This window comes from Bradyrhizobium sp. 179 (assembly GCF_023073535.1).
Lineage (GTDB): Bacteria > Pseudomonadota > Alphaproteobacteria > Rhizobiales > Xanthobacteraceae > Bradyrhizobium.
In genome coordinates this window covers 22,445-37,366 of sequence record NZ_JADPJR010000033.1, presented here as the reverse complement: position 1 = coordinate 37,366, position 14,922 = coordinate 22,445, and the positions used below count along the sequence as shown (strand labels likewise).

Annotated in this window: 12 protein-coding genes; 6 read left to right on the top strand and 6 right to left on the bottom strand. The window is 60.3% G+C overall.

What is annotated here, in order from left to right; translation table 11 throughout:
- The first annotated feature begins 49 nt into the window (after window positions 1-49).
- Window positions 50-982, top strand: coding sequence for a BBE domain-containing protein (locus IVB12_RS38355; RefSeq protein WP_247297456.1), 933 nt, complete (start codon window positions 50-52; stop codon window positions 980-982).
- Window positions 983-1,453: 471 nt separating this feature from the next.
- Here the strand turns inward: IVB12_RS38355 and IVB12_RS07960 are convergent, their stop codons facing one another.
- The 4 genes from IVB12_RS07960 to IVB12_RS07945 form a co-directional block, all read right to left on the bottom strand.
- Window positions 1,454-2,314 (bottom strand): hypothetical protein, encoded by an 861-nt coding sequence (locus IVB12_RS07960; protein ID WP_247297455.1) that lies wholly within the window; start codon window positions 2,312-2,314, stop codon window positions 1,454-1,456.
- A gap of 386 nt (window positions 2,315-2,700) precedes the next feature.
- On the bottom strand, window positions 2,701-3,513 hold the full coding sequence (locus IVB12_RS07955) for a hypothetical protein (RefSeq protein ID WP_247297453.1): 813 nt from the start codon (window positions 3,511-3,513) through the stop codon (window positions 2,701-2,703).
- A 3-nt stretch (window positions 3,514-3,516) separates the two neighbouring features.
- On the bottom strand, window positions 3,517-5,814 hold the full coding sequence (locus IVB12_RS07950; protein WP_247297450.1) for a thiamine biosynthesis protein ThiF: 2,298 nt from the start codon (window positions 5,812-5,814) through the stop codon (window positions 3,517-3,519).
- A 4-nt stretch (window positions 5,815-5,818) separates the two neighbouring features.
- A complete protein-coding gene (locus IVB12_RS07945; protein ID WP_247297449.1) occupies window positions 5,819-6,976 on the bottom strand; it encodes a metallohydrolase in 1,158 nt (385 codons plus the stop codon).
- A gap of 112 nt (window positions 6,977-7,088) precedes the next feature.
- On the opposite strand from IVB12_RS07945, the gene IVB12_RS07940 reads away from it, so the two are divergent.
- The 4 genes from IVB12_RS07940 (at window position 7,089) to IVB12_RS07920 (ending at window position 9,972) form a co-directional block, all read left to right on the top strand.
- Window positions 7,089-7,469, top strand: a complete 381-nt coding sequence (locus IVB12_RS07940; RefSeq protein WP_247297447.1) for a helix-turn-helix transcriptional regulator — start codon at window positions 7,089-7,091, stop codon at window positions 7,467-7,469.
- Complete coding sequence (locus IVB12_RS07935; protein ID WP_247297445.1) at window positions 7,466-7,975, top strand: ImmA/IrrE family metallo-endopeptidase; 510 nt, start codon at window positions 7,466-7,468, stop codon at window positions 7,973-7,975. Before IVB12_RS07940 ends, IVB12_RS07935 begins: the two co-directional genes overlap by 4 nt.
- A 12-nt stretch (window positions 7,976-7,987) precedes the next feature.
- A complete protein-coding gene (locus IVB12_RS38350) occupies window positions 7,988-9,355 on the top strand; it encodes an exonuclease domain-containing protein (RefSeq protein WP_247297443.1) in 1,368 nt (455 codons plus the stop codon).
- 311 nt (window positions 9,356-9,666) lie between these two features.
- The gene (locus tag IVB12_RS07920) at window positions 9,667-9,972 is read left to right on the top strand and encodes a Mov34/MPN/PAD-1 family protein (RefSeq protein WP_247297441.1); all 306 of its coding nucleotides are present in this window, start codon (window positions 9,667-9,669) and stop codon (window positions 9,970-9,972) included.
- 864 nt (window positions 9,973-10,836) lie between these two features.
- Here IVB12_RS07920 and IVB12_RS07915 read toward each other — a convergent pair.
- Window positions 10,837-12,435: a hypothetical protein gene (locus IVB12_RS07915; RefSeq protein WP_247297439.1), complete on the bottom strand. Its 1,599-nt coding sequence runs from the start codon at window positions 12,433-12,435 to the stop codon at window positions 10,837-10,839.
- A 154-nt stretch (window positions 12,436-12,589) separates the two neighbouring features.
- On the opposite strand from IVB12_RS07915, the gene IVB12_RS07910 reads away from it, so the two are divergent.
- Window positions 12,590-13,663, top strand: a complete 1,074-nt coding sequence (locus tag IVB12_RS07910; protein WP_247297437.1) for a hypothetical protein — start codon at window positions 12,590-12,592, stop codon at window positions 13,661-13,663.
- Between the two features lie 229 nt (window positions 13,664-13,892).
- Here the strand turns inward: IVB12_RS07910 and IVB12_RS07905 are convergent, their stop codons facing one another.
- Window positions 13,893-14,471: a hypothetical protein gene (locus IVB12_RS07905; protein WP_247297436.1), complete on the bottom strand. Its 579-nt coding sequence runs from the start codon at window positions 14,469-14,471 to the stop codon at window positions 13,893-13,895.
- Between the last annotated feature and the right edge of the window lie 451 nt (window positions 14,472-14,922).

The window sequence follows — 14,922 nt, the reverse complement described above, 5'->3', positions numbered from 1 at the left end:
CACCAGCGTTTCGCTACGATGTATCGGCCAAAGCATCGGTCCGTCTCAAGTGCTCGAGAGCGGCCTGCGGGCGCTGGAAAACATCGAACCACTGAGTGGTGCGAGGACGCTGGAAACAAAATCCTTTTGGGGTGCCTACCAGTTCTTTGTCGGCACTGGCGCCGACCCTCGATATCAAAAGGAAAAGTCGGACTACGTCACATCCCTCTCGCCGGCAGGGATGACGACTTTGTTGACCGAGCTCGTAGGGCAGTCGTCCAGTCAGATCGCGCTGATTCTCAACGCGTACGGTGGCGCCGTCGATAGTCTCGGCGAGTCGGATACCGCGTTTCCGCCTCGCAGGACTGTCCGCTTCATGATTCACTACTACTCCGGCTGGGACGATGCCAGCGCGACCTTGCGGCGGGTTCGCGCCATGGCGGCGTTCTACGCCGGGATGCGGCCGCACGTCCCGGGCAAAGCCTACATCAACTACTGCGACAGCGAATTGCGGGACTGGCCGACTGCTTATTGGGGCCCGAACCTCACCCGCCTGGAAGGCGTAAAGCGCGCGGTTGACCCGACAAATATCTTCCGTTTCCCGCAGAGTATCCCCCCTGTCTTGGCAGATTTCGATCTTAAGCCATTTGCGGAGCAAGCAATGCAAGCAAACCCAGCCGCAGTACTTCCGTCGCCCGATTTCACCTGCACTCCGCCGGGGTGTGTTTTCAAGGCAGGGGTCCGGCCGTATCGCCGGGGCACTTACAGGCTGGAGATCCAGCCTTTCGGGTCGAAACATGTCATTCACAACTATGGTCACGGTGGCGCCGGCATCACGATGAGCTGGGGCTGCGCGGACGCCGTTGTCAAGTTCGTCCAAACACTCGTCCCGAGCGGCACGCGCGCGCAAATTGCTGTCCTGGGTGCGGGTGTCATGGGTCTCACCGCTGCAACGCTGCTGGCGCCGAGAATCACGACGTCGCAATTTATGCAGATCGATTGAGGGGCACGACGTCCGATGTCGCCGGCGGTCAATGGGCTCCATCGGTCGTTGAATATGATGCGTCAGATGCCAAAGCCAAGCAGCAGTTCGAGGATATTCTTCGAACAGCGTACCTTATGCATGCGGCGCGAGGACCAAGCTTCGGTGTTTCACCACGCGTCAACACCAAAGTCAAAAGCGTGTCCTTTGGTAAGGTGCCCTGCGATGTGGTTCCATCTCCGGCCCAGCTAAAGCATCTCCCTTTCCAGCACCTGTTCGTTTTGCCGGAGCTTGCATTTCGCTAATGCCCCATGGCGTCATGCCTGCCTATGTCCTCGGCCAACCAGGTTTGCGTTGCTGCATCATTTCGAAGATGGGCACGAACGTCTCGATCGACGCGAACTGAAAAGCATCCGTTGCCGCCTTTCTTCCACGGCTTGAGTCAAGCCCGCGAGCGGAGGTGCTGTGTCTTAGCTTCTCCTTCGTCGCCCGTCATTTGTCGGAATAGCCCGATCCCAATCGTGCAAGCTGCTTTGCGAATGATGAGCTTTCCGCAATACCTGCCACCGTCCCGATAAATCGCGTGACGATGCCGAGCTCAGTCAGTAGGCCGCCTTCGTCAAGGAGGAGAATGGGGCATCGACGCCAATCTATCCGATTTGCATTGGGGTAGAGTAGGGCACTGTCAAATGTCCCGCGGGGGGCAAACCACTGCACAACCATTTGCCGATGGTAGTCGAAGGCCAATTCCTTGCAGCCAAGTTCATAGCGGTGAGCCGGAACATAGTCTGGCCCCCGGTTATAGCCACTGGGCTGCCCCTTGACGTACAACTTCAACGACTGCGTCGCGCGTGCCCCCTCAGTGACCGAACTGACCCAGCGAAATCCGCGCAGCATGTAGGCGTTGGCTAGTGCTTCTTCCTGCTCAATGTATCCGGCGGATCCTCGTAGTTGTGTTCTTGCGCGAATGTAACACGCTGCCCCGGTTGCAAGCTCCCAATTGGCCGCCATGCATTCTGCCGCGAAATGAAACGCTTCGTGGCGTAGAATCGCATGAGCGGCATACTGAAGCTTCCTTCTAAGATCCTCCGTTTGGTCTTCCGAATATTTTCGGTTGAAGCAATGAGCGGCAAGCTCGAGGATGCCCTTAGCTGACAGGTAAATCCCGTGCTGTGCCATCTGGCAGTGGAACGGGAAATACCATCCAAGCGCATCCGTTCCTGTTACCTCGTTCATCCGCTCGAAATCACCGCTGCCAGTTCGGCCCAGCGCCTCGCGAATTTGGCGCTCGTCGATTTCGGGCGGAATTTCGAAAATAATGGATGGTTCGTCGTCAACTGGTGCTTCGTCCATTCGGAGGGCGGGGGCGTTCAACTCGAATTGCGGCGCATCTGCCGCGTCCTTTGTTGGTCTGTGGATCGGCACGTGAGGGATGTTACCAATATCGACATTGGTCGTCCAAGGCTTGTCTACAAAGAGCGTCCTTGATATCAGCTAGGCTTCGGCGAATCGCGTTTATGGTTGGAAGGGACACGGGAGCAGTAGCCTCAAATCGGGTGTTACAAATCGGACGAATGGAGTTGCGTTTTAAATAGGCGCTTATTTCTCTTCAATGATGGACTTTCGTTTCGTACCATTTTGTATCTGCTTCTTGCGGAGGTCAGGGCGTCGCCGCAGATCGTCTGCCGTTTGCGTCTTCTTCGATGGGCTACAGCAGTCCTACTTTCCCGGTCATTCGGTCATTGCTCTTGGATCTTTGCTTCGGTCTTCGCCCCGCCGCGGCGAGCCGGCATGCGGGCCGCCGTCGAACACGGCTTCGGCGCTCCGCTGAGGTGCGGCGACTGCGTACAGAGCAGCAGTTGGCGGGCATATGTCTTCGCGCCTTCGAATACGCCTGCTTCTGTCACGAAGACCGCCAGATAAATCGCATGCAGCACGGCGATCACGACGACGGCGAGCAGCTTCGCGTCGAAAGTGTTCGACAGATCGACCGGCCATCGGCGCCAGAAGATCGCGAGGCAGATAGCGACGATCAAGGCGTTCAGCACGAATCCCGGCAGTTTCAGACCGAGCAGGTTACGGCGGAATCCGTAGCTGATGTTCTCGTTGAGCAGGATGTCGAACTTCTTCGCGTCGCGGGTGTTCTCGCGCAGCCAGGTCGCGCCGCGGGCGTAGTAGCTGTCTACCGCGGCCGGATCGGCGGCCTCCTCCGAGGCCGTGGGAGCCGGCTTGCCGAGCTTGGCTGCGATGAACGCGTGGAATCCGGCCCTAGTGTCATCGTCGTAGGTGTCGTCGCGGTGCCGAAGCGTCGTCGTGGTCGGCAGTCCGCCCATCCTTTCAATCAGCTTCGGCTCGATCGCCTTGCCGCGCCGGCGCGCGATGTCGGCGAACGCCGCGAATAGCACGGTGAGCGCAGTCGCGACGATCAGATGCGTGACACCGAGACTGCCCCACGACACGAAGATGGCGGCGAATGCGAAGGCAGGCGCGCCGGCGATGACCGCCGGGACGAGCCGCGCCTTCATTGTGTAGGCGTCGAGAGGATTGTTCATTTCCTACCCTCCTTGTCCGGCGATGCCGGACCGGCGGCACAGGGCCTCCGCGGTGAAGTGGACGTAGCCCGTAGGCGTGTGGATCAGCATCAGCAGCGGGAAATACTGACTGATCGAGAGCTTTGCGGCGGTCTTCACGTCGCGTCCGGACGGTCCGCTCGGGAAGAGATGGTTGTGCCAGGTGCCGAGCGCGTACAGGGCGCCGCCCGACCCTTCGATGAGGTGCCGCAGCATGGGCTTTAATCCTTCGGTGCCGAGCACAAACTCGTCGCGCGAGAACTTGCTGTCGGGCGGTGCCGGCATCGTCCCGATCACGTGGAAGACGTTGGCGACGTCCGAAAAGCGGCCGATCAGGATTCCGCCCGTCTCGGAGCCTGGGCGCGCCGCGACTTCCCGACGGATGGTCTCGTCGACCTCCGGGCTCAGGCGCACGACGCTCGCGCTTCCGTCGCCGACGACGATGCGCGGTGCGACCTCCGTGCGCATCCACTTCTGGCTCAGGCCGTCCGCGCCGAGGCGCCCAATCAGCAACGCGCCAGCGCCAGGCAGTCCGTTGCGCTGCAGCTTGAGCACGTGCTCTGCCATGGGCGCGGCGAACGTCGAGAGCCGGCCGTCGGACAGCGGCATCGTGATCGCGGAGCATCCCTGTCCGATCGCGATGGCCTCGGCTTCCGTATTGAAGACTTCGCCCCTCAGATCCGGGTCCGCGTGGATCGAACGGTACGCCTCGCAGATCAGATCGATCGTCGACGGGTTGGCCTGAGGCCCCTCCACCGAGATCAGGCCGACGCTTCCTATCCCGAGCATGCAGGCTTCGATCGCCCGTGGACGGTTGACCGCAACGCCCGGCAGCACTAGCGCCTCGCGCACGCTCGCCGAACCGGTCGTGTTGACGACTGCGAAACTGCCCGGCGCGACGAGCCCGGCGATCGACTTGTTGTCGAACGCATGCGCAACGATGTCCACGTCGTGCGGTACCGCCCGCTGCTTGAAGGGCGCGAGCGCCTCCACCAGGTAGAACGCCTTCGGGATCGCCCAGAAGCTCTCGACCATGTTTTCCGAAGGCAGGAGGCCGTGGCGGGCGAAGTTGTGTGGCTGCATGACGCCGTTGTCGACCACGGCCGCCGGCGCCCGACCCGACCTTGCCATGTGGACCGCCATCTTCGATCCGATGCTTCCACATCCGACGAGCGTCCAGGGCCGCGACGCCTCTCCGTCGTCGCCGGCGGCGCGCCTCAGGAGTTCCGGCGACACCTCCTCGCGATGCATGGCGGTCCTGACCAGCTTGCCGCTGCCATTCGCGAGCGTATCGTTGCCGCGCAGTTCGACCACGTAGGGACAGATCTCGATCGGCGAGCCGGCGCCGATCACATCGCAAGGACGTCTCGCCAGCAGCAGGACCGCGACCGGCTGTTCCCTTCTCAGCTTGGCGGCCGACACCCGGCTTTGCAAAATGCCGAGCTTGGGCTCGAGGAATTCGCGGCACCCGAGCTCGGCGGCTCTGGCTAGGAGTTCGTCGATTGAAGAGACGGTCTCGGGGAGATAGCGCCCCGCGACGAAAGGCTGTCCGGTCGGAAGCTTGCCTGACCAGGCGACCAGGGCATGCGTGTTCCCGCGGTAGCCCGTGTCGCCGACGGAAACGAAGCGCCAGTCGCCGACAATGTTCTGTCCCAGAGGCACTGGTGCCGCTTCGGAGAGACCGATCCTGTAGGTGACGGGTCCCACGCCGTGCGAATAGTACCACGCCGGAAAGACCGAGCAGCCGCCGTCGCGCGTCGGCAGGCGGGTGAGCCAGGCGGCGTCGGCGACAATCACATCATCGATGCCGTCCCGCCGCACGGGCTCCCAGCCCTGCCGCGGGTCGATTAGTTGAGCCATCGCCGCCTTGTCGAGCCAGTCGACGAGCTGCTCGAATAGCCCTCCAATTCCGCGGACGCGCAGTATCTCGCGCGGCGACCCCGCCACCAGACAAGGCTCGGGCGGGCCGCCGCTTCGGGAGGGCTGGATGTGGGGATGGTTCCGGTTGAAGTCGCTCCGGAGCAGGATTTTCGGCGCGCCGAGCGGATAGCCCCCGGTGAAGAGGAAAGAGACCGGCTCGCACTCGCGGACGCCCGACGGGCTGACGCCTGCCGCTCGCCATGCGTTTGGAAGTTCGGTCCGAATATCGACGACGGCCAGCGTGACGCCGGCACCTGCGTCGTGGTCGGCAGTCACCCGTTCGACGGACGGATGCGCCTCGATGAGACGCATAGCCCGGCGGACCGGTATCGGAATGTCGTACACCGCGGGAGTCGCCGCCATCGGCTCATCCGTGGGCGAGCGGCTGGCTGCCGATGCCGGTACCGGCTGCGACACTGACCGCGAAGACGGCGCGCTTGATGCGCGGTCCGGCCGAGGAGACCTCTATCATCAGCGGGTCGTCGCCCGGGCTGTGGGCGACGCATTTGAATTCGCCCTTCACCGGGTCGAGGATGTCGAGATATTCGCGCTTTGCGCGGATACACGGCGGGTCGTTCTCGTCGTCCTTGATGGGCTTGCTGCTGGCCACGATCAGCGCGCCGCCGAGCGGCTGGCCGAGGGCGCAGCGGGCGGGTTCGGAGACCTTGGCCTTTTCGCCCTTGTCGGACCAGCTATCGTAGGAAAGGCTGTGCCAGGAACAATGATGCGGCGCGATCAAGACGTCGTATTGAAGGCGCTCGGGCCACTTCTTGTTGCGTTCCCAGATGCGGTCCCAGATCGCGACCTCGGCGTCGCCGCCGAGAAGAAAGCGACCACGCGTGACCTTGGAGACCTTCAGGTCCAGCCGCGTGATGACGCTGGAATTGTTCTTCGTCAGAAGCTCCTCTTCCTCCTCGTCGTCGGCGGGCATCGGCGCCAGCAGGCGCGCCTCGAAGGAGGTGTCGTGCACGCCACAGATCTTCGAGAAGACCTCGTCAACCTTCACCAAGACGTCGGCGAGATCGTCGGTCTTGCCATCGACGTCCTCGCCGAGGATAAGAATCCGATTCCCATCGACGGCGCTTCGGTCCTTCTTGTACTTGTTGGTGCGCCGGCGGGCCTCGTCGCGCCACGCCTCGGCATCCGCGCACAGGACGTGATCTTCGTCCTTTGCTCTCGCCCGGCGGAACACGATCGGCGAAGACCACATCTCGCGGATGATAATCTTGTCGTCGGCCTTCACCCACGTGGACGGATCACCCAGATGGAAATGCTTGATCAGACCCCTGATGTGGTCGGCGTCCGGATGGGTGTTGAGGAAGGCGTCGACGAACAGCCGGCCTTTTTCGTCTCGATCGAGCTTGTTCCGGAGCTGCTTGACAACGTCAGGCGTGTCGTCGTCCGTGCCGTCGGCGGCCTGGCGGATGTTTATGTCGCACAGGATGCGTTTCCCCGTCTCGGTTTCGAACAGGGTCATGTCGCCGTTGTCGACCTTGAAGAGAGTTGCTTTCGCCGCCACTGCCATCCTCCTGATGTCGGGTGTGAGTCGGGTTTCGATTCCGGAACTCTATCAGAGGAGCCACAAAAATTTTTGATTGAAATATTAACTTTTTGTAATGTTTGTATTAAGCACAAAAATGTTTGCTTCGTTGACGGCCGACCCGAATTGCGATTCTCTCACGCACATGGCTGATTTGGAGATCTACCGCGTCGTCGGCGCCGCCATAGCGGCGCGGAGAAAGAAGTTGCGGCTGAAGCAAGCGGAAGTGGCGGACCAGATCGGCCTAACCAGAGCGTCACTCGCGAACATCGAAAGTGGACGCCAGAAGATTATGCTTCATCAGATCTACAAACTGGCGGCCGCGTTGAGGGTCGCCTCGATCGTTGATCTTGTCCCAGCGAGCTACTCGTTCGAACAAACGAGCGGCCCCCTGCGGATTGTGGGCAGCGAAGTCAGCGAAGAACAGAAAGCACAGATCGAGCAATACGTGCGACGAAAGGCCGGAGGCGGAAAATGAACGAGTCCGCGAAGGAACAAGCGCGAATGCTCGTCGACAAGCTCGGGCTGAAGAGTCCACCCGTTCCAGTGGAAAAGCTCGCGAAGGCTCTCGGCGTCAGGATCGAGTACAGCCCCTTCGATGACGAGCTGTCCGGCATGGCGTTTTTACGCGACGGCAAGCCCATTATAGGCGTCAACTCGAAGCATCATCCCAACAGGCAACGCTTCACGATCGCGCATGAATTGGGCCACATAGTGCTTCACCGGTCCCACCTAGAAACAGCAGTCTTGATTGACAAGAGCAAGAACTTCATCGCCCGCGATCCGACATCCGCGCAAGGAATTGATCCCCTAGAAATTCAAGCCAACGCGTTCGCGTCCGAATTGCTCTTGCCGGCCAGATTGGTCCGCCAGGTACTTTCCGAATCGGCCGGCGACCTTCACGACGATGATTATCTCATCCGCGTCGCGCAGCGATTCAGAGTGAGCCTCGCCGCCTTCCAGATCAGATTAGAGCAAATTTAGGCGGCAATCAGCGTGGCTTTCGTCTTCTACGATGTCGAGACCACCGGCCTGAACAAGCGCTTCGATCAAATTCTTCAATTCGCGGCCGTTAGAGCCGACGTCGATCTCGTTGAAACTGAGAAGTTCGAAACGAGATGCCGGCTGATGCCTCACATCGTTCCCTCCCCGAAAGCACTACATCTGACAGGAACGTCGCTCGCGGAAGCGTCGGACATGTCGCGGCAAACCCACTACAGTATGGTCTGCGAAATAGCTCGCGTTCTCGAAACATGGTCGCCCGCCATTTTTTTAGGCTTCAATTCGATATCCTTCGACGAGGAATTTCTCCGCCAAGCCTTTTATCAGTGCCTTCATCCGGTGTTTCTGACCAACACCAATCGTAACGCACGCGCCGACGTTCTCAATCTTATGCGGGCTGCGGGCACTCTGCATCCGACAGTCATCCGTCCGGGGGTCGGCGCAGATGGCGCGGATGTCTACCAACTCGGTCCGCTTGCCGCCGCGAATGGAATTAAGGCCGGTCGCGCTCACGACGCGGTCCACGACGTCGAGGCGATGCTTGAGTTGTGCCGGCTGGTTCGAAGTGGCGCACCCGAACTGTGGTCCACGTTCCTCCGCTTTTCGTCAAAGACGTCTGTCATTGATTTCGTCAGAGATGAGGACGCATTCGCTTACTTCGATTTCTACGGATCTTCGCGCATCATGCATTTCCTGACCCGGGTGGGCATTAGCCCGCGCGACCGCAACGTTCACTATTGCCTCGATCTGGCCGGAGACATCGAAGCATTGAGAAATCTCGAGGAACAGGCTCTCGCGGAACGCTTGAAGGTCGAGCCTCGGCCCATCCGGCGGCTTAAGGTCAACGGCTCCCCACTGCTTTATCCGTTATGGGACATCGAACGACCGCTATTCAGGGATACCTCCGAAGAGGAACTCATGCGGACGGCTTCGCTGGTCAGGGCCGATGCGGATTTCATGGAGCGGCTAACTAACGCCGCTGCAGCCTCCGAGGTGGTCTATCCGGCTTCCGAGCACGTCGAATTGCAGATCTACGGTGCCGGCTTTTTCTCCGACGCCGATCGCGAACTATGCAGGCAGTTTCATTCGCGCAGTTGGGATGAGCGGCTCCGCCTGGTTGAGGGTTTCGAGGATCAGCGCCTGAGGCGCCTCGGTCGCAGGTTGATCTATTTTGAAGCCCCTCACCTGATCGTCGACGTAGACCGCCGCGCGATGGACGAAGATATTGCTGCGAGGCGCCGAGGCGATGGTCGGCACTCTTCGCCGCCATGGACGACGGTGCCCAGTGCGTTGGCGGAACTCGAATTGATTCGCGGCAAGATTTCGGAGGAATTCATCCAGAGCTTTGGCTCAATCACATAGCAATCGCGGCTGCCGCTTGCCATGTCGCCGCGCCGTCGCCGCAACCTGGCGCGGCGCCTGTGAGCTCTCCAGGACGATCTTGAGCTTCTCGTCCTCGGACCGGCGACGCCGCCGACTCGTCTCCACGACCTCAAGCCGCCCGACGTGGTCACTGCACCTATCACTGTTCATAAGGACAGTTCTCAACACCCTGCGTCACTCGGCAAGGCGGCCGCCACCGGCGCCACCGGAGGGATACCACCTTCATGAGCGGCGCGTTGAAATGGGTGGGCTGTTACTCGGGACGGTTTATGACGGATTGAGCCGCCACGATGATATCATCATCGAAATCGCGAACTTTGCCCGAAGCAAGGATTTCGATCGGACCAGCGTTTCTCTGCGCATGGTACGTCTGGGAACGCGCGCGGGAATTGGCAGAGGGAACCACGGTTGTCGGCTGGTACCATAGCCATCCCGATTTAGGTGTCTTCTTCAGTGGCACTGACCGAAAAACGCAACGCGCTTTTTTCAATCAGCCGCATTGCATCGGGTTGGTCGTCGACCCGATGCTACTTCAAGAGAAGTGGTTTATCGGACCGGATAGCATAGAGCTTCAGGATATTCAGATCCTGCGCTGAGTGCGGCACTCTCTTGCACGACGCTCCTGCATCGGATCGAGGCGCTACGGAAATTCCTTCTGCACAAAGCCGCGAGCTCCCAAGGATCATACCGCATGCCCTCGTTAGTGTTGGGATGCACCTCCCGAACCCAACGCGGAAGCCGCGCACGCTCTCGACGGACAGGGATCTGGTCGATGCATAGCCACAATCCTATCCGATCCAATCAGTAGTCTGTTGCAGCCGAGGGCTCCGGCATCTCGATCCCTAGCGCCCTGAAGAGGTCTCCGGGTCGGCCTTGGTCAACAACAATGGAGATAGCGCGAGCGACCTCATCCGCGCTTGGCTCATTCACATGAGCGCTGTCGTTTCTTACATCGGCAAGATTCTGGAGCCTATCGACAAAGCTGCGGCTCTGAAGGAGGTCTCGTCCGTGCCAGTTGGCCGAGCGGATTTGTGTCCTGAACGCCTTGAGTACATCCGGATCCGAGGACGCGAACGGCTTGGCCGCATACCGAAGAATTCGTACGATCCCACCCAATGAAGGCGACGACCGCCCGCAAGGAAAGCGTCGAGATCTCGCAACCGATCATCGGGCGCGAGCTGCCGTCCCGCGTTTACCTCCCGGAATGGAACTAACAATCGGTCCACGAGAAGCTTTTCGGCTACTTTTGAAGTGAACATGGCCAGCGCAACCTTGAGCTGCGCTATGTTCGTGAGGCTGTGATGAGCTCCGGCCAGCCATCCCGAAAGGGGAGAGGCCAGTGTCCGAATCCAGGGCCACTCCGTTTCGGCGGAGTGTGTTTGCGATGCGGGAGGGGAGGTGGCTGCCAACTTACCGGCCGCTATAAGCTCACCGAGCCGATATCCCAGGTCCTCGCTATTTTACTCCGCAAGATCCGACCGATGCCCGGCAAGCGCTTCGCCGGCTCTGTCGAGTCGCGAAAGACCAACGAGCGTTTCGACCGCCAGACGAAGTGTCCGAGGCTCCGACGGGCGGCGTCGCAGTGCGTCGATCAGAACGGCTTCTACCTCATCGTCTTCGCCCAGATCCACCAACGCGTTGACGTAGACGGCGCGCGCGAGAACGCAAGATGGATCACGTCGCACTGCTTCGTGGCCGCTCTCGCGAGCCGTCCGCAATTCGCCGCGCGAGCGGGCGACTGAAGATATGACCGCGTATGCCAAGGCATCAGGTCGCCCTTCCGGATGAGAATAACCATTAGCGTCGGAGCGAGCTGCCACTTGCATCGCAAGCTGGTCAGCAGCATCGGCATCGTCGTTCTCGATCGCTACTAACGCCAATGAAATCTGAGCTGGAATTTGCTGGTCCATTCCTTCAAGAAGCGCGGGAATATCCCCCGTGCGACCAGCCGCTCGAGCGATTTCTGCATTCAGGATTCGCCAATCCCCGTCGGCCCAGCGTGGCCAACAGAACACTGCGCTCACTAGTTCCGATAGTTGCTGGAAACGCTTTGACTGCAGTAATGCGAGGGCATAGAGCTTGTGTGTTTCTGCGCTCGGTAAAATAAAAAGCGACGGGTCATCGGGATCGTACAGCATCGAGTGCACGTCTTCGGGCGGAATCACGGTCCCGTCACGAACAAGAGCTTCCGATGCGAAATCAGCAGCGGTAGCTGGCCGACCCGCAAGCAAGTGTCCTTCAGCAAGCAGGATTGAGCGCCGTGGCGACGGCTCCCATCTTTCCATAAGCGCAGAAACAAAGGGTCTTGCCAATGAAGGGTCGCGGAGCTCCCCTATGCATCGGAACGCATTTAGGAAGGGTAAGACAAATGGCGGCTCGATCTCGACCGCTTTCCTGTAGGCTTCGATTGCGGCCGCTCGCAACCCCGCATTATTCCGAATGTTTCCAAGAACTGTGTGAAACCGATCGCCTGCCGGCGCTCTCGACTCTATTATGGTCAGAGCTTCCGAAGTCCTTCCCAGACGATCGAGTGCGACCGCTTCATTGACGGTTAGAACGCCCTCGGCGTCGAACTGAGCTGCTTCCCGCCAAGCCTGGAGAGCCAATTGATCGTCGCCGGCCTGACTGGCCATCGTGGCCAGACTCGACAGCAGGTCGAGCTGTTCAGCAGATTCGACTTGCAAGCGGCGTCGCCATGCGAGGTTGAGCAACACACGTCTGCCCGGTGCCCCTATGAACTCCCCTACGCTATCAACAATTACCAAATATTCGCGCGGATCTAGCGTCTCGTCGCAGAACGCTGCAATGAGCTCATCCTTCACAAGTGGGTGCGCGCTTGGGATCTGCTTAGTTTCGCGCCAGAGCTTTCTGGCATCTATCGGGCGTCCCGCCGAGAGAAGAGCTAGGATCAAATTGTCCCGGTAAAGGGCGTTGCGAGGAGCAAGCGTCACCGCTTTTTTGTGGTATTCAATCTCCTTCAGGTAATCCTTTTCGATATAGGCATAGCTGTTGCCCATCAAATGCAAAGCAACTGCGTAGTGTGGGCTGTCCGGTTCCATTTCATCGATGGCTGTCTCCAGGTAACTGCGCGCCCTTACGGCATCCTCGAGCTTGTGCGCGAGGCGAGATTCGTAAGTGCTAGGGCACTGCGAGGGTTGGCCTCTATCGCTTTTCGATACATGGCTACCTCGCCGTGGGGATGTCAGCATCGACTTGCTGGAGACGAGCGAACCGCTCCGCGTGCCCGAACCTGGCGTGGTCGATGATCACACGCGCGGGAAAATCGCGCGCACCGCTTACTGGTATCGACGGCTCCGCGGCAGTCGCGAGCGGGTGTTCGAAGGACTTCCACCGGTTTCAGGCGCTGAACTCGACCCCGATGCCGAGCACCCGCGCATCCTCGCAGCCGTAAAGGAAATCGAGAACTGGACGATCGAAAAGCGCGAGAAAGTCTTGGTGTTCGGCGTTTTTCTGCGCCCATTGCGGCTCCTTCGTGACGTAATCAACGTGCGCCATGCGCTTCGCGCGGCCGATAAAGGCATGCCGATCGCTCATGCCATTCACGCTGATCCTTCGCTGCTCGGCATCGCGCTTCGCCAGCTCGAACGCCTTCGCGGGGAGGGCGCGTTCCAGCGCCACCTTATCACGGGCAATGGCCCCGAAATGCGCCGAGCGCTTGCCAACAGCCACAAGGCCTACGAGCACCTGCGTCGGCAGGTGCGCAAGCTCGCGAAGAAGTCGGTCAGCGCATGGCGTACCGATCTCACGGAGCTAGGGGGCGCGCCAGTCGATCGCGCGTTGGAGCGAGCGCTTGAGGACCACCTCGCGTCTTTTGTCATCGACGACGTCCTGGCGACGACGTCGGCGTCCGACGGGGTCACCCAGGAGCGCTTCGACGCGCTGACCAAAGAATTCGTTAAAGAGCGATTGCGACCGTTGCTAGGCGAGCTGGGTGACGAGGACGTGGACCAAGACCGGGCCGTGCTCCGGCAGGAAGCGCTCCGTGCGCTCCTTGAAGACGACGATGGTCGTCAGAGCTTCCATGCGCGATTGCTCCAGGGCGCGACGCGTTGGGAAACGCGGCGCTATCTCCAAGCCGCGTTCAATCGGCCCGGAGCTTCGCCATGGGTGCTCATCGCGCAGAGCCAGGTCGGGCGCGAGGGGCTGAACCTGCACGAGTCCTGTCGCGTCGTCGTGCAGTTCCACGCTGAGTGGAACCCGGCCGATCGGGCGTGTCGACCGCAAGGGCAGCCTATGGGAACAACGCGCGCAGAAGTGGCTCGATGACGGTGCTCACGACGATCCGCCCTTCGTCGAGGTGCGGCAACTGATTTTCGAGGGGACCTACGATGCGTTTCAGTGGGACCGGGTAATGCGACGCCAGCACGGATTTGACGCAAGCCTCTTCGGTTGGCTTTTGCCAACAGACGCGTGGCAACGCGTACCGCAAAACCGTCTCCCTGATCTCCTTGCCGCCGCGCCTTCCTTTTCTCCGACGGAACGGCGTCAGGTGACCCTAGTAAAGACGAGGCGTGGACCATCCTTGGTCTAATCGCAAAAAAGACTGGCGATGCCCCGCTGACAGCTTTGTGTATGCATCGCGCACCGCACGGGGCCAGTTCTCGGTATCCTTGAGCCTCAGCCCACGAGCGCTCTCGCTCATGCATTCCGCGGCAAAGAGCACGTCGAGCCATGGCGAGCTCCGCCCGATAGTCTCGGCCCAACGGATCTGCACGCGCTCTAGCCGTCGGTGTGGATGAGGACGTCCATCGGCTAGCTTCAGGTGGGTTCGAAACTGCTTGATAAGCGGGTCTTCGTCACGCCGTCGCCTTGTCACGTAAGGCGCCAACGTCTTGGTGAAGTCCCTCGCAGCCGCACAGAGCTTGTCGAGGCGCCTGCCTTCATCGGGAGCGACAGCAGCGCAGCGCGCAGCCTCGTGGAGGTTCTTCGTTTTCTTGCGGTCTAGGGGTCCCTTTAGCATGACCTTATCGCCCGTCTTGGTCAGCACGCCCTTGTCGGAGACGAGCTCGGTGAATTCGCAGCCCATCGACTGCGCCATGTGGATCTCCTCGCGTTTGCCGACGATCTTGCGCAAATCCTCCGGAACGGCCTTCCGGAGCTGATAGATTCCAGTTTTGGGATGCTTCCACGGACGCGACATAGCCAACGGCATTGTACCACCCTTCTGTACCACTGAGGAGCGGGTAAGCCGTTGAATTTGCTAATTTGCTTTGGATTTCACGCTCTTAGAAGAGCGATGGTGCCCAGGAAAGGACTCTGACCTCCAAGTCAGGACCGGACACTACTCCGGTCGAATCGCGCCAGTCACGCGGTCCGCGCCATGCCTGGCGCACCAAAAAAAGCCCGGCCTCCTCCGGAGGCCGGGCGAAAGTCACGCAGGAACGACGCTGCTTTATGCATCGCACCAGCTTTCGTCGGTAGGGAGGACTTACCGGCGATCGACTTCGGCGAGGGCATTCGCCGTCAAAAAAGGAGAAACGGATATCACTCCGCGCGAAATCTGGAGCCGCTTGCCTTCCGCTCCT

Coding starts and splice junctions, on each gene's coding strand:
- IVB12_RS07960 (WP_247297455.1), bottom strand. CDS start 2,314: ATGGACGAAGCACCAGTTGACGACGAACCATCCATTATTTTCGAAATT.
- IVB12_RS07955 (WP_247297453.1), bottom strand. CDS start 3,513: ATGAACAATCCTCTCGACGCCTACACAATGAAGGCGCGGCTCGTCCCG.
- IVB12_RS07950 (WP_247297450.1), bottom strand. CDS start 5,814: ATGGCGGCGACTCCCGCGGTGTACGACATTCCGATACCGGTCCGCCGG.
- IVB12_RS07945 (WP_247297449.1), bottom strand. CDS start 6,976: ATGGCAGTGGCGGCGAAAGCAACTCTCTTCAAGGTCGACAACGGCGAC.
- IVB12_RS07940 (WP_247297447.1), top strand. CDS start 7,089: ATGTTTGCTTCGTTGACGGCCGACCCGAATTGCGATTCTCTCACGCAC.
- IVB12_RS07935 (WP_247297445.1), top strand. CDS start 7,466: ATGAACGAGTCCGCGAAGGAACAAGCGCGAATGCTCGTCGACAAGCTC.
- IVB12_RS07920 (WP_247297441.1), top strand. CDS start 9,667: ATGATATCATCATCGAAATCGCGAACTTTGCCCGAAGCAAGGATTTCG.
- IVB12_RS07915 (WP_247297439.1), bottom strand. CDS start 12,435: ATGGAACCGGACAGCCCACACTACGCAGTTGCTTTGCATTTGATGGGC.